This is a genomic window from Streptomyces kurssanovii, assembly GCF_040677245.1.
Lineage (GTDB): Bacteria > Actinomycetota > Actinomycetes > Streptomycetales > Streptomycetaceae > Streptomyces > Streptomyces kurssanovii.
The window spans coordinates 169,633-183,007 of the sequence record NZ_JBFAQK010000004.1 but is presented as its reverse complement, the minus strand read 5'-3'; the positions used below and the strand labels follow the sequence as shown (position 1 = coordinate 183,007).

At 71.6% G+C, this 13,375-nt stretch carries 12 protein-coding genes; 7 read left to right on the top strand and 5 right to left on the bottom strand.

Features of this window, described 5'->3' with window-relative positions:
* Positions 1–12 precede the first annotated feature (12 nt).
* The 7 genes from AB0K36_RS05750 to AB0K36_RS05720 all read left to right on the top strand — a co-directional run bounded on the left by AB0K36_RS05750 (position 13) and on the right by AB0K36_RS05720 (position 8,357).
* Complete coding sequence (locus AB0K36_RS05750) at positions 13–1,041, top strand: aspartate-semialdehyde dehydrogenase (RefSeq protein ID WP_364588771.1); 1,029 nt, start codon at positions 13–15, stop codon at positions 1,039–1,041.
* Between the two features lie 141 nt (positions 1,042–1,182).
* The gene (gene pepN / locus AB0K36_RS05745; protein ID WP_364588768.1) at positions 1,183–3,774 is read left to right on the top strand and encodes an aminopeptidase N; all 2,592 of its coding nucleotides are present in this window, start codon (positions 1,183–1,185) and stop codon (positions 3,772–3,774) included.
* A 406-nt stretch (positions 3,775–4,180) separates the two neighbouring features.
* A complete protein-coding gene (locus AB0K36_RS05740; RefSeq protein WP_364588765.1) occupies positions 4,181–5,680 on the top strand; it encodes a sensor histidine kinase in 1,500 nt (499 codons plus the stop codon).
* The gene (locus AB0K36_RS05735) at positions 5,677–6,093 is read left to right on the top strand and encodes a roadblock/LC7 domain-containing protein (RefSeq protein WP_159692004.1); all 417 of its coding nucleotides are present in this window, start codon (positions 5,677–5,679) and stop codon (positions 6,091–6,093) included. Before AB0K36_RS05740 ends, AB0K36_RS05735 begins: the two co-directional genes overlap by 4 nt.
* Positions 6,090–6,449: a DUF742 domain-containing protein gene (locus tag AB0K36_RS05730; protein ID WP_189467830.1), complete on the top strand. Its 360-nt coding sequence runs from the start codon at positions 6,090–6,092 to the stop codon at positions 6,447–6,449. The genes AB0K36_RS05735 and AB0K36_RS05730 overlap by 4 nt, the downstream gene beginning before the upstream one ends.
* Positions 6,430–7,050 (top strand): GTP-binding protein, encoded by a 621-nt coding sequence (locus AB0K36_RS05725; protein WP_364588762.1) that lies wholly within the window; start codon positions 6,430–6,432, stop codon positions 7,048–7,050. Before AB0K36_RS05730 ends, AB0K36_RS05725 begins: the two co-directional genes overlap by 20 nt.
* Before the next feature lie 209 nt (positions 7,051–7,259).
* On the top strand, positions 7,260–8,357 hold the full coding sequence (locus tag AB0K36_RS05720; RefSeq protein ID WP_364588895.1) for a selina-4(15),7(11)-diene synthase: 1,098 nt from the start codon (positions 7,260–7,262) through the stop codon (positions 8,355–8,357).
* An 80-nt stretch (positions 8,358–8,437) separates the two neighbouring features.
* On the opposite strand, the gene AB0K36_RS05715 is transcribed toward AB0K36_RS05720, so the two are convergent.
* From AB0K36_RS05715 to AB0K36_RS05695, 5 genes are all read right to left on the bottom strand, one after another.
* Positions 8,438–9,343, bottom strand: a complete 906-nt coding sequence (locus AB0K36_RS05715) for a LysR family transcriptional regulator (protein ID WP_364588759.1) — start codon at positions 9,341–9,343, stop codon at positions 8,438–8,440.
* A 10-nt stretch (positions 9,344–9,353) separates the two neighbouring features.
* On the bottom strand, positions 9,354–10,331 hold the full coding sequence (locus tag AB0K36_RS05710; protein WP_435877785.1) for a DMT family transporter: 978 nt from the start codon (positions 10,329–10,331) through the stop codon (positions 9,354–9,356).
* 193 nt (positions 10,332–10,524) lie between these two features.
* Positions 10,525–10,755 (bottom strand): hypothetical protein, encoded by a 231-nt coding sequence (locus tag AB0K36_RS05705; protein WP_037776811.1) that lies wholly within the window; start codon positions 10,753–10,755, stop codon positions 10,525–10,527.
* Positions 10,756–10,776: 21 nt separating this feature from the next.
* A complete protein-coding gene (gene malQ / locus AB0K36_RS05700; RefSeq protein ID WP_364588756.1) occupies positions 10,777–12,981 on the bottom strand; it encodes a 4-alpha-glucanotransferase in 2,205 nt (734 codons plus the stop codon).
* A 10-nt stretch (positions 12,982–12,991) separates the two neighbouring features.
* Entirely contained in the window at positions 12,992–13,273 is a 282-nt protein-coding gene (locus tag AB0K36_RS05695; protein WP_364588889.1) for a hypothetical protein, read from the bottom strand.
* Positions 13,274–13,375 lie beyond the last annotated feature (102 nt).

The window sequence follows — 13,375 nt, the reverse complement described above, 5'->3', positions numbered from 1 at the left end:
GGAGGAGTCCCCGTGAAGGTCGGAATCGTCGGAGCCACCGGGCAGGTCGGCACGGTCATGCGCAAGATCCTCGCCGAGCGGAAGTTCCCGGTCGACGAGCTGCGGCTGTTCGCCTCGGCCCGGTCCGCGGGCTCCACGATCGAGTGGGAAGGCCGGGAGATCACGGTCGAGGACGCCTCCACCGCCGATTTCACGGGCCTGGACATCGCGCTGTTCTCCGCCGGCGGCGCGACCTCCAGGGCGCTCGCCGAGAAGGTCGCCGCGCAGGGCGTCGTCGTGATCGACAACTCCTCCGCCTGGCGCCGTGACCCCGAGGTGCCGCTCGTCGTCTCCGAGGTCAACCCGCACGCGGTCAAGGACCGCCCCAAGGGGATCATCGCCAACCCGAACTGCACCACGATGGCCGCCATGCCGGTCCTCAAGCCGCTGCACCAGGAGGCGGGGCTGGTCTCGCTGGTCGCCACCACCTACCAGGCGGTCTCCGGCTCCGGCCTCGCGGGCGTCGCCGAGCTGGACGACCAGGTCAGAGCGGCCGCGGACCGTGCCAAGGAGCTCACCCACGACGGTGAGGCGGTCGCCTTCCCCGAGCCCGGCGTCTACAAGCGCACCATCGCCTTCAACGTCATCCCGCTGGCGGGCAACCTCGTCGACGACGGCTCCCACGAGACCGACGAGGAGCAGAAGCTCCGCAACGAGTCCCGCAAGATCCTCGAGATCCCCGAGCTCAAGGTCTCCGGCACCTGCGTGCGCGTCCCGGTCTTCTCCGGCCACTCGCTCCAGGTCAACGCGCGATTCGCGAACGAGCTCGGTGTCGAGCGCGCCTACGAGCTGCTGAAGGACGCGCCCGGCGTGGAGCTGTCCGAGATCCCCACGCCGCTCCAGGCGGCGGGCAAGGACGCCTCGTACGTCGGCCGTATCCGGGTGGACGAGACCGTCGACAACGGCCTGTCGCTGTTCGTCTCCAACGACAACCTGCGCAAGGGCGCCGCGCTGAACGCGGTGCAGATCGCGGAGCTGGTCGCGGACGAGCTGCGCGGCTGACGCGGCACGGCGGGAAACAGGGGGCGGGCGCCGTGCGGCGCCCGCCTTTTCGCGCGTGGCGCCGGGCCGGAACTCGCGGGCGTTCCGCCTCGGCCGCGTGGAAGGATGAGCGCAAACATCGCATACCGAGGAGATGACCGGGTGCCTGGCACAAACCTGACCCGTGAAGAGGCGCAGCAGCGTGCGCGTCTGCTCACCGTTGACTCGTACGAGATCGACCTCGATCTCTCCGGGGCACAGGACGGCGGGACCTACCGGTCCGAGACCACCGTGCGTTTCGCGTCCGCGGAGGCGAACGCGGAGACGTTCATCGACCTGGTCGCACCCGCCGTGCACGACGTGGTGCTGAACGGCAAGTCGCTCGACGTGGCCGCGGTCTTCCGCGACTCGCGGATCGCGCTGAAGCACCTGCGCGAGGGCGACAACGAGCTGAAGGTCGTCGCCGACTGCTCGTACACCAACACCGGCGAGGGCCTCCACCGGTTCGTCGACCCGGTGGACGAGCAGGCGTACCTCTACACGCAGTTCGAGGTGCCGGACGCGCGGCGCGTCTTCGCGAACTTCGAGCAGCCGGACCTCAAGGCGACGTTCCGGTTCACCGTGAAGGCTCCCGAGGGCTGGACGGTGATCTCGAACTCGCCGCGGCAGCAGCCGGAGGGGGCCGCGTCCGAGGACGACGTGTGGCGCTTCGAGCCGACGCCGCGCATCTCCACGTACATCACGGCGCTGATCGCCGGCCCGTACCACAGTGTGCACAGCTCGTACGAGAAGGACGGGCAGTCGGTGCCGCTCGGCATCTACTGCCGCCCGTCGCTGGCCGAGTACCTGGACGCGGACGCGATCTTCGACGTCACCCGGCAGGGCTTCGACTGGTTCCAGGAGAAGTTCGACTACGCCTACCCGTTCGCCAAGTACGACCAGCTGTTCGTGCCGGAGTTCAACGCGGGCGCGATGGAGAACGCGGGCGCCGTCACCATCCGCGACCAGTACGTCTTCCGTTCGAAGGTGACGGACGCGGCGTACGAGGTGCGGGCGGAGACGATCCTGCACGAGCTCGCCCACATGTGGTTCGGCGACCTCGTCACCATGGAGTGGTGGAACGACCTGTGGCTGAACGAGTCGTTCGCCACCTACACGTCGATCGCCTGCCAGGCCTCCGCGCCCGGTTCGAAGTGGCCCCACTCGTGGACCACGTTCGCGAACTCCATGAAGACGTGGGCCTACCGGCAGGACCAGCTGCCGTCGACCCATCCGATCATGGCCGAGATCCGCGACCTCGATGACGTTCTCGTGAACTTCGACGGCATCACGTACGCCAAGGGCGCGTCGGTTCTCAAGCAGCTGGTCGCCTATGTCGGCATGGACGAGTTCTTCCGCGGCGTGCAGGCGTACTTCAAGGCGCACGCGTTCGGCAACACCCGTCTGTCCGATCTGCTCGGTGCGCTGGAGGAGACCAGCGGACGCGACCTGAAGACGTGGTCGAAGGCGTGGCTGGAGACGGCCGGCATCAACGTCCTGCGCCCGGAGATCGGCACGGACGACTCCGGTGTCATCACCTCCTTCGCCGTGCGGCAGGAGGCCCCCGCGCTGCCGGCGGGCGCGAAGGGCGAGCCGACGCTGCGCCCGCACCGCATCGCGATCGGCCTGTACGACCTGGACGACGCGGGCAAGCTGGTGCGCCGCGAGCGGATCGAGCTCGACGTCGACGGCGGGCTGACCGAGGTCCCGGCGCTGGTGGGCAAGGCGCGCCCGGCCGTCGTCCTGCTCAACGACGACGACCTGTCGTACGCGAAGGTCCGCCTCGACGAGGAGTCCCTGCGGAACGTCACGGAGCACCTGGGCGACTTCACCGAGTCCCTGCCGCGCGCGCTGTGCTGGGCCTCCGCCTGGGACATGACCCGCGACGGCGAACTGGCCGCCCGCGACTACCTGTCGTTGGTCCTGTCCGGGATCGGCAAGGAGTCCGACATCGGCGTGGTCCAGTCCCTGCACCGTCAGGTCAAGCTCGCCGTCGACCTGTACGCGGCGCCCGCCTGGCGTGAGACCGGCCTGACCCGGTGGACGGACGCCACGCTCGCGCATCTGCGGGCGGCGGAGCCGGGCAGCGACCACCAGCTGGCGTGGGCACGGGCGTTCGCCGCGACCGCGCGCACCCCCCAGCAGCTGGACCTGCTCCAGGCGCTGCTCGACGGCACGGAGACGATCGAGGGCCTGGCCGTCGACACCGAGCTGCGCTGGGCCTTCGTGGAGCGGCTCGCCGCGACCGGCGTCTTCGACGAGGACGACATCGCCGGCGAGTACGAGCGGGACAAGACCGCGGCCGGCGAGCGCCACGCGGCGACCGCGCGGGCGGCGCGGCCGACCCCGGAGGCGAAGGCGGAGGCCTGGGCCTCGGTCGTCGAGTCCGACAAGCTGCCCAACGCCGTGCAGGAGGCGGTGATCTCCGGCTTCGTCCAGACGGACCAGCGTGAGCTGCTCGCGCCGTACGCGGAGAAGTACTTCGCGGCGGTCAAGGACGTGTGGGAGTCGCGCAGCCACGAGATGGCGCAGCAGGTCGCGATCGGCCTCTACCCGTCGCTGCTGGTCTCCCAGGAGACGCTGGACACGACGGACGAGTGGCTGTCCTCCGCCGAGCCGAACGCGGCGCTGCGCCGGCTGGTCTCCGAGTCCCGCGCGGGCGTCGAGCGCGCGCTGAAGGCCCAGGCGGCGGACGCGGCGGCGGCCTCCGACTGACCCGCCCGAGGGCGCCCCGGGACCACTCACTCACGGTGGTCCCGGGGCGCCCTTCGCGTATCCGGGTGCGGGCTCCGGCGGCACGGGCCGCGGGCGGCACGGGCCGCGGTGCCGGTCTCACGGCCGGTCTCACGGCCGGTCTCGCGCCGGAGCTCGAAGCGCGGGAGCGGCGCGCGGAGGTCGCCGCACAACCCTGCCGGCGGTCGGCCCGGCAACCGTGCCATACCAACATCGGCAGGAAGACACACCGTTCAAACATTTTCGAGTGAACTCGGCGCGCCCGTTTGCCATTTCGGCCGTATACATCACGACAGTGGAGTGACCCACCGTCAAACGATCTAGCGCAAGCGGGATATGCTCCCGCCCGTCGTCATATGATCTTCCACGTTCGATTCTGAGGATGCTGATGGTTCGACAGGGAACGTCGACCGGAAGTCCGCGGCCCCCGGCCAGCCTTGTCTGGCAGCTGCCCGTAGCCGCGACCGCCGCGGCCGCGATCGCGGCCGTGTCCCTGGTCTCCGCTTCGGCCCGCACCCCCGTGGTCGTGATCTGCGTCGTCGCGGTCGTCGCGGTCGCCGCCACCTGCGCGGAGGTGATGCGGCGCGGCAGACTCGTGGCCCAGTTGCGGCACACGGTCGCGGCGCAGGACGCCGCCCTCGCGCGACAGGCCGCCGAGACCACCCGGCTCGCCGGCGAGCTGCTGCCCGAGGTGGTGGAACGGCTCCGCAAGGGCGAGTTCCCCGAGGACGTGCTCGCCTCGCTCGACGCGTCGGCCGAGCACCAGGCGGTGCTCCGCTCGGTCGTCGGCGCGGTCAGCGCGGAGGAGGACCTGCGCGAGTCCGCCCAGCGCGCCTTCGTGAACATCGCCCGCCGCGTGCAGGCGATCGTCCACCAGCAGGCGCAGGAACTGCGGGAGATGGAGGACCGGCACGGTCAGACACCCAGCGTCTTCGGCGACCTGCTGCGTATCGACCACGGCACGGCCCTGATCGGCCGCCTCGCCGACTCCATCGCCGTGCTCGGCGGTGCCCGCCCCGGCCGCCAGTGGAGCAGGGCCGTACCGCTGTACAGCGTCATGCGTGGCGCGATGTCGCGGATCATCGACTACCAGCGGGTCGAGCTGCACTCGGTCTCCGAGGTCGCCGTCGTCGGCACCGCCGTCGAGCCGCTGATCCACGCGCTGTCCGAGCTCCTCGACAACGCCACCCGCTACTCGCCGCCGCACACCAAGGTCCATCTGACCGCGGTGGACGTGCAGTCCGGCATCGCCGTCGAGATCGAGGACGGCGGCGTCAGCATGAGCGAGGAGGCCCGGCTGCGGGCCGAGCGCATGCTGCGCCAGGCCCAGCAGGGGATCGACGTCAACGACCTCGGTGAGACGCCCCGCCTCGGCCTGGCGGTCGTCGGCCGGCTCGCCCAGGCGTACGGCTTCCAGGTCTCGCTGCGTTCGTCCGCGTACGGCGGTGTCCGCGCCGTCCTCGTCGTACCGCAGGACCTCATCACCACCGCCTCGTCCGCGACCGGCCTCGCGCACGGTATCGGCGCCTCCTCCGGCCCGCGTCCGGCCGGATCCGAGAACCAGGAGCGGCTGCCCAGGCCGGCCGGCGGGCCGACGGCCGCGGTGTCGGCCGCCCCGCCCGAGGACGACCTGCCGGTGGTGACAGAGCGGACCCCCACCGGTCTGCCCCAGCGCCGCCGCAAGGCACGCGCGACCGTGCCCGCGCCGGCCGCACCGGCCGGGCCCCGCGAGTCCGCCGGTCCGACGGCGCCCCCCGGCGGTGCGCCCTCGGCCGCCTCGGAGACGGAGTCCGCACCGGCGGTGCAGCCCGGCATGTGGCTGGCCGCGTTCCAGAGCGGCCTGTCCGGTGACACCACCCAGCCAAGCAAGGGGAACGAGCAGCCATGATTCAGCGGCAGTCCAACCAGACCAACATGGACTGGATGCTCAAGGACCTGGCAGAGGGCGTCCCGCAGACGCGCAACGTCGTCGTCCTGTCCGCCGACGGTCTGCGCATGGCCCAGTACGGCGCGGACACCGACACCGCCGACCGGCTGGCGGCCGCCTGCGCGGGACTGCAGAGCCTGGCGGCCGCCGTCGCGTCCGAACTACCGCACGGTGACGGGCAGATGCGTCTGGTCGTCATCGAGATGGACGGCGGTTTCTTCTACCTGATGGCGGCCGGCGCCGGCGCGTATCTCGCGGTACTGGCCGACGAAGGCGTCGACGCCGGGCTGATGGGCCACCGGATGCGGGACCTCGTGCTGCGGATCGGAGAGCACCTGAGCACGCCGCCGCGGCATGAAGGACAGACCGCGTGAGCGACGCGGGCGGGGACTGGGAAGAGACCAGTCCCGAGCGGCTCTACGTCATCACGGGCGGCCGCAGCGGCTCGTCCGCGCCCACAGCGCTCGACCTGGTCACCCTGATAGTGGCCAGGTCGGGCCCCAAACCCGGGATGCAGCCCGAGCACGCTGCGATCATCCGGCTCTGTCACGCACCGCTCTCGGTGGCCGAGATCTCCGCCTACCTGAGCCTCCCGGTGAGCGTCGTGACCGTGCTGCTCAGCGATCTTCTGGCCGAGGACAAGGTGCTGGCACGCGCACCCGTCCGGGCCGCCCGTCTCCCCGACCGCGCTTTGATTGAGGCAGTGATCGATGGACTTCAAAAGCTCTGAGCAGGCCGTCGGGCCGCGGAGCGAGGACGTGCTGCCTGAGACGGCCACGGCCGCCGTCAAGGTGGTCATCGTGGGTGGTTTCGGCGTCGGCAAGACGACCCTGGTCGGCTCGGTGAGCGAGATCAGGCCGCTGACGACCGAGGAGACGATGACGCAGGCCGGGGTCGGCGTCGACGACACCCAGGGCGTGGAGCGCAAGACGTCCACGACCGTCGCGATGGACTTCGGCCGCATCAGCATCAACGAGGAGCTGGTGCTGTACCTGTTCGGCACCCCCGGCCAGGAACGCTTCTGGTTCCTGTGGCGCGGGCTGTTCGAGGGCGCGCTGGGCGCCGTCGTGCTCGTCGACACCCGTCGGCTCGAGGTCAGCTTCGACGTCATCGGGCGGCTCGAGGAACGCGGCGTGCCGTTCGTCGTCGCCGTCAACTCCTTCCCGGACGCCCCCGATCACTCCGTCGACGAGCTGCGTGCCGCGCTGGACCTGCCGGACGCCGTGCCGATAGTGCTCTGCGACGCACGGATGCGCAGCTCCAGCCGGGACGTCCTGATGACCCTGATGCGCTATCTCCAGACCCTTGCGATGACACAGGAGGCGTCCTGACGGCAGCCGTGCCGGGTGGAGTCCGGAAGTAACTGTTCCGTTCCGGCCACCAAAAGTTCTCGAGTGGCCGGTTTGTATGGACATCGTCCTGTTGGATCGGCCACTCTGGCTGAGTACGATGCGTCTTAGTTGATCATTGAGGGGTGCAAGTTGCGCGTTTTTCATCGAAGTTGATGCACTGCGCCCCCCGCATCGAGAGGCAGGCCGCAGTGGAGCCCGAGCTGACCGTTCCGCCGCTCTTCTCTCCGATCCGACAAGCGATCCATCCGAAGCACGCCGACATCGACGTCCAGACAGCGGCCTGGGCGGAAACCTTCCGCATCGGGTCCGAGGAACTGCGCGGCAAACTCGTCACCCAGGACATCGGTACGTTCTCCGCCCGCATCCTCCCCGAGGGCCGCGAAGAGGTCGTCTCGCTGCTCGCGGACTTCATCCTCTGGCTCTTCGGCGTCGACGACGGCCACTGCGAGGAGGGGGAACTCGGCCACCGGCCGGGCGACCTGGCCGGACTCCTGCACCGCCTGATACGCGTGGCGCAGAACCCCGAGGCCCCGATGATGCAGGACGACCCACTGGCCGCGGGCCTGCGGGACCTGCGCATGCGCGTGGACCGCTTCGGCACGGCCGGCCAGACGGCCCGGTGGGTCGACGCCCTGCGCGAGTACTTCTTCTCCGTCGTGTGGGAGGCCGCCCACCGGCGCGCGGGCACGGTCCCGGACCTCAACGACTACACGCTGATGCGCCTCTACGACGGCGCGACATCGGTGGTGCTCCCGATGCTGGAGATGGGGCACGGCTACGAACTCCAGCCGTACGAACGGGACCGGACCGAGGTACGGGCCGTGGCCGAGATGGCGTCGTTCATCATCACCTGGGACAACGACATCTTCTCGTACCACAAGGAGCGCAGAGGCTCCGGCTACTACCTCAACGCCCTGCGCGTGCTCGAGCAGGAACGCGGACTGAGCCCCGCTCAGGCCCTGGACGCGGCGATCTCCCAGCGGGACCGGGTGATGTGCCTGTTCACGACCGTGAGCGAGCAGCTGGCCGAGCAGGGCAGCCCTCAGCTGCGGCAGTACCTCCACAGCCTGCGCTGCTTCATTCGCGGCGCTCAGGACTGGGGCATCAGCTCGGTCCGCTACACGACGCCGGACGACCCGGCGAACATGCCGTCGGTGTTCACCGACGTCCCGACCGACGACAGTGCCGAGCCGCTGGACATCCCCGCGGTCTCCTGGTGGTGGGGGCTCCTCGCCGAGGACGCGCGGCCCGTCCGCAGGCAGGTGCCGGCCCAGCGTTCCGCCTAGGCGCTTCCCCTCCGATCAGGCCGGATCTTCGGGTCGGGCCTGATCTTCGGACCGGGCCTGATCAGGGAACGGGTCCGGCGTCACTCAGTCCGCTCCGCCGCGACCTCCCGCAGGGCGTCCAGCACCCGGGCCACTCCCGGCGCCGATTCGGAGCCGCGCCGGACCGCCGCCAGCACATGGCGGCGGGGCCGGTCCGTCCCGAGGGGGCGCATCAGCACGCCGTCCCGCCGCTCGGCCGCCATCCGGGGAACCAGCGCCACGCCCAGCCCTGCCTCGACCATCGCGAGGATCGCCGGCCAGCCGGCCGCGGAGTGCGCCTGTTCCGGCACGAAGCCCGCAGCCTCGCACGCCGCGAGCGTGATCTCGGACCACGGGCCGCTGCCGCCGAAGATCCATGGCTCGCCCGACAGGTCCGCCAGCCGCAGATCCTCCGACAGTGCCAGCGGATGACCGGCCGGCAGTGCCACGTCCAACGGGTCGGCGAGCAGCGGCACCAGGGCGAACCGCGGGTCGCGGGCCGTGGGCGCGTGCGCCGCGAGGGACAGGGCCAGGTCGACCCGGCCCGAGGAGAGGAGTTCGTACGCCTCGGAAGCCTCGGCCTCCCTGACGCGGACGTCGAGGCCCGGGTGGCCGGTCCGCAGCCGCCGCACCGCGGGTACGACGAGGGCCGGCACGGCCGTCGAGAACGCCCCGACCCGCACCATCCCCACCTCGCCCCGCAGGTAGTCGGTCAGCTCCGCCTCCGCCCGCTCCAGCTGCGCGAACACCGCCTCCGCGTGCCGCAGCACCAGATGCGCGGCGTCGGTGAGCCGCACCCGCCGCCCCTGCGCCTCCAGCAGCGGCACACCGAGCTGCCTGGCCAGGTTCGACAGCTGCTGCGACACGGCCGAGGGAGTCATCGACAGCGCCTCGGCGGTGGCCGTCACGGTCCCGTGCTCGCCGAGAGCCCGCAGGATCCGGAGCTTCTTGATGTCCCAGTCGATCACGCACCGCACGCTATCGGGCGGGCCTTGCGGCGGCGGCGAGGGCCACCCCGCCGAGGATCAGCGCCATGCACACAACCTGCGCGCTCCCCATCGTCTCGCCCAGCAGCGCGTAGGAGAGCAGCGCCACACACACCGGTTGCAGGTAGTAGACAACTCCGGCCCTGGCCGTCCCGATGAGCGCGATCGCCCTGTTCCAGGCGAAGAAGGCGACGGCCGAGGAGAAGACGCCGACGTAGACGAGCGGACCGACGGTGCCGGCCGACGGCTCGAAGCCGCCCTGGACGATGAGGCTGATCAGATGCGCCGGCAGCAGCATCAGCGCTCCGAGCACGAACGTGGTGAACAGCAGCACGGGTCCCCCGAGACCGTCCGGACGGCGGCGCAGCAGGGCGCTGTACGAGGCGAAGCTGAGCGCCGCGGCGAACATCCACAGGTCCCCCGGGGCGAAGCGGAACGACAGCGACCCGTCGCCGACGAGCAGCAGGACACCGCAGCAGGCTACGGCCGTCCCGAAGACGCGGCGGGCTCCGAGCCGGGCGCCGGACAGCCGCTCGTACAGCGCCATCAGGACGGGTGAGGCGGCCATGATCATGCCCATGTTGGCCGCGGAGGTGGTGAGTCCGGCCTGGTTGACCAGGGTGTTGTAGACGGTGACGCCGAGGAGTGCGGCGACGGTCAGGAATCCGAGGTGGCGGCGGACGAGCGCCCACTGCCGCCAGGTCTGCCGCAGCGCGAACGGGGCGACGGCGGCGATCGCGACGACCCAGCGCCAGAACGCCGCCTGGACCGGAGGCACGGAGTCGTGCAGAGCGCGGGACGTGACGAAGCTCCCCGACCAGACGACGGTCGCGACGGCGGCGAGCAGCAGGCCGGGCACCATGGCGCCGCGCGGCCACCGGGCCGCCCTCCCGCGGCCGACGCCCCCGTCCGCAGGCCTCTTCCCCTCCTGTGTGTCCGCTCCGGGCCGGACCTCTGGCGTCACGGTCATCCTGTGTCTCCTCCGCCCTCAGCGGGCCTCGCCTGCATGTGGACCAACGGTCACACGCGAGGAAACATCAGGTCCATCGAAAGTTTTCGATGGTTCTTTGAAGGAGATCTGAACGGTTTGCCGGTGTCCGGGTACGGCAAAGGCGCCCGGGTGCGTCGCACACCGGGCGCCTTCGGACCGGATCAGTCCTGTGTCAGCTCTGCTTCTTGGACTTGTCGAGCACCATCACCAGACCGGCGATCACCGCGAAGAGGGCGAGCGGCGCCACCACGTACAGGCCGAGGGTCTCGGCCACGCTCAGGCCCGGACCCGGGTCGTCGCCGTCGTCCGGGGTGAGCGCAAGCGCGGGGGACGACATGAGCAGCATCATCAGCGTCGTACCGGCCGCTACGGCGCCGGCGCGCAAGGCGTTCTTCTTGTCCACGGTGCCCAACGTAGCGAACGGCTATGACGGCCGCGCGTCCGGGGGTGCCGTACGGGCGGCGAAGACCTCCAGCAGACGGTGCAGCCTGGGCGAGGCGGCCAGCTCCTCCAGGCTCATGGGGCGCCCCTCGGCGTCCGAGACGGGCAGCCGCCAGTTCGGGTACTGGTCCCAGGTCCCCGGCAGGTTCTGCGGGCGCCGGTCGCCCACCGCGTCCGGGAGCCAGATCCCCACCATCCGCGCCGGGGTGCGCAGCAGATAGCGGTAGACGGCCCGGATGGCGCCCTCCTCGTCCCCGGGGCCCTCCGGCAGCAGGCCGAGTTCGCCGAGCACGGCGAGCCACTCGGTGACATCGGCCGTCTCCTCCGTGCGCTCCTCCTCCAAGGGGCGGGCCAGCAGACCGAGCCGGTGGCGCAGTTCCACATGGCCGCCGGTGAGCCGGGCCGCCGTGGACGGCAGGTCGTGGGTGGTGGCGGTGGCGACGCAGCCTTCGCGCCACCTCGCGGGCGGCAGCGGGCGTCCGTCACCTGCCCAGTCCCGTTCGAACCAGAGCACGGAGGTGCCGAGCACACCGCGGCGGGAAAGGGCCTCCCGGACTCCGGGCTCGACCGTGCCGAGGTCCTCTCCTATGACGACGGCGCCCGCCCGGTGCGCTTCGAGGACGAGGACGGCGAGCATGGCCTCCGCGTCGTAGCGGACGTAGGCGCCTTCGGTGGGAGGGCTGCCGACCGGCACCCACCAGAGCCGGAACAGGCCCATCACATGGTCGATGCGGAGCGCGCCCGCGTTGCGCAGGATGCCGCGCAGCAGCCCGCGGTAGGGGGCGTAACCGGACGCGGCCAGCGCGTCAGGCCGCCACGGCGGCAGCCCCCAGTCCTGACCGTGCGCGTTGAACGCGTCCGGCGGGGCGCCGACCGACATCCCGGCGGCGAAGGAGTCCTGCTGCGCCCAGGCGTCGGCCCCGCCCGGGTGCACGCCGACCGCGAGGTCGTGGACGATCCCGGCCTCCATGCCCGCCTCACGGGCAGCGCGTCCGGCGGCGGCCAGCTGCTCGTCGGTCAGCCAGACGAGCCGGCTGTGGAAGTCGACCCGGTCGGCCAGAGCGGCTCTGGCCTCGGCCGTCTGCGGCGAGCGGGGGTCGCGCAGCGCGGCGGGCCAGTCGTGCCACTCGGAGCCGTACACCTCGGCGAGGGCGCACCAGGTGGCGTGGTCCTCCAGCGCCTGGCCCTGTTCCGCGACGAAGTCGACGTAGGCGGCGCGGCGTCCGGGGCCGAGGGGGATGCCGTGGATGATCTCCAACGCCTGGGCCTTGAGCTCCCAGACGGCGTCCCGGTCGATCAACGCGCCTTTGTCGAGCACCGATTCACGAAGCTCCGCAGCCCGGTCGCGCAGCTCCTCCAGCCGCCGCCGGTCCGCCGGGTCCGCGTACGCGTACTCCGGCACGTCCTCGATGCGCAGGTGGACGGGGTCGGGGAAGCGACGGGAGGAAGGGCGGTACGGGGAGGGGTCGGTGGGGGCGCCCGGTACGGCGGCGTGCAACGGATTCACCTGGACGAAGGACGCGCCGAGCGACCGTCCCGACCAAGTGGCCAGCTCGGCAAGGTCACCGAGGTCGCCCATCCCCCAGGAACGCGCGGAGAGGAGGGAGTAGAGCTGGACGAGGAAGCCGTGGGAGCGCCCGTCCGGGCCGGGCACCCGTGCCGGAGCGACGACCAGGCCGGCGTCGGTGCCGCGGCCGTCCGGCGCGGCGGCGTGCAGCCGGTGCACACCGGGCGGCAGTTGCTGCCAGACCCTGGCGGCGCTCTCCGGGCCTTTGGCGCCGTGCGCGGGGGCCGGGCCGGTGCCTTGCGGCGTGCCGCCGCCCGGGGTCCCCGCGGCCACGGTCTGTGCGTCCGTGTTCCGCGGGGTGGTCCAGCTGAGCTCGCGGCCCTCTTCCGTGGTCACCCGGAGGGTCGTGCCGGCGGGGAGGGCGGTCAGGGCCGGCGGGACACCGGCCCGCTCGCCGTCGGCGCCTTGCCATACGACCACCGTGCGGGGCAGCAGCCGGCTCGCCGCAGCCCGCTCTGCGCGGTCCAGCGCGGCGCGTACCGCCTCCGCCGTGGAGGCGTCGATGTCCAGCGCGGCGAGTACGGCCACGACGGTGGCGTCCGGGACTGCGACGGTGACGCCCTTGGCGGGCGAGAAGGTGGTGGCGACTCCGTGCAGCTCGGCGAGCCGGGCAAGGCCCATGCGGACTCCTTCAGACCCCCGGCGACTCCGTACCGCCCGCCGTGCCGTGGGCGGTCGGCTCGCTCGTCAGGGGCGCGATGTCGGCGAGCGGTGGCTCGCTGGTGAGCGGGGCGGCGTGAGCGAGCGGCGGCTCGCTGGTGAGGGGGACGTCGTAGGCGAGCGGCGGCTCACCGGTCAGCTGGGCCTCGTGGGCGAGCGGGCAGGCGGTCGGGGCCGGTTTCGACGGTCCCGGAACCTGGCCCGGGACCTGTTTGGACAAGGCGGAGAGCAGCAGGTGCGCGGATGCGGCCACGGTCATCACTCCAATGGGACGTGAGGGGTCACAGCAGCCCTACCCAGCGCGCGCGACGGCAGACGTGCCCGTTCGGTCAACGTGTTCCGTGTCACATTCCGT

Bases quoted from the DNA above. Each gene is read 5' to 3' on its own strand.
- malQ (WP_364588756.1), bottom strand. From the start codon at position 12,981: ATGGGCCTTGCCCGGCTCGCCGAGCTGCACGGAGTCGCCACCACCTTC.
- AB0K36_RS05735 (WP_159692004.1), top strand. From the start codon at position 5,677: ATGATTCAGCGGCAGTCCAACCAGACCAACATGGACTGGATGCTCAAG.
- AB0K36_RS05740 (WP_364588765.1), top strand. From the start codon at position 4,181: ATGGTTCGACAGGGAACGTCGACCGGAAGTCCGCGGCCCCCGGCCAGC.
- AB0K36_RS05725 (WP_364588762.1), top strand. From the start codon at position 6,430: ATGGACTTCAAAAGCTCTGAGCAGGCCGTCGGGCCGCGGAGCGAGGAC.
- AB0K36_RS05710 (WP_435877785.1), bottom strand. From the start codon at position 10,331: ATGACCGTGACGCCAGAGGTCCGGCCCGGAGCGGACACACAGGAGGGG.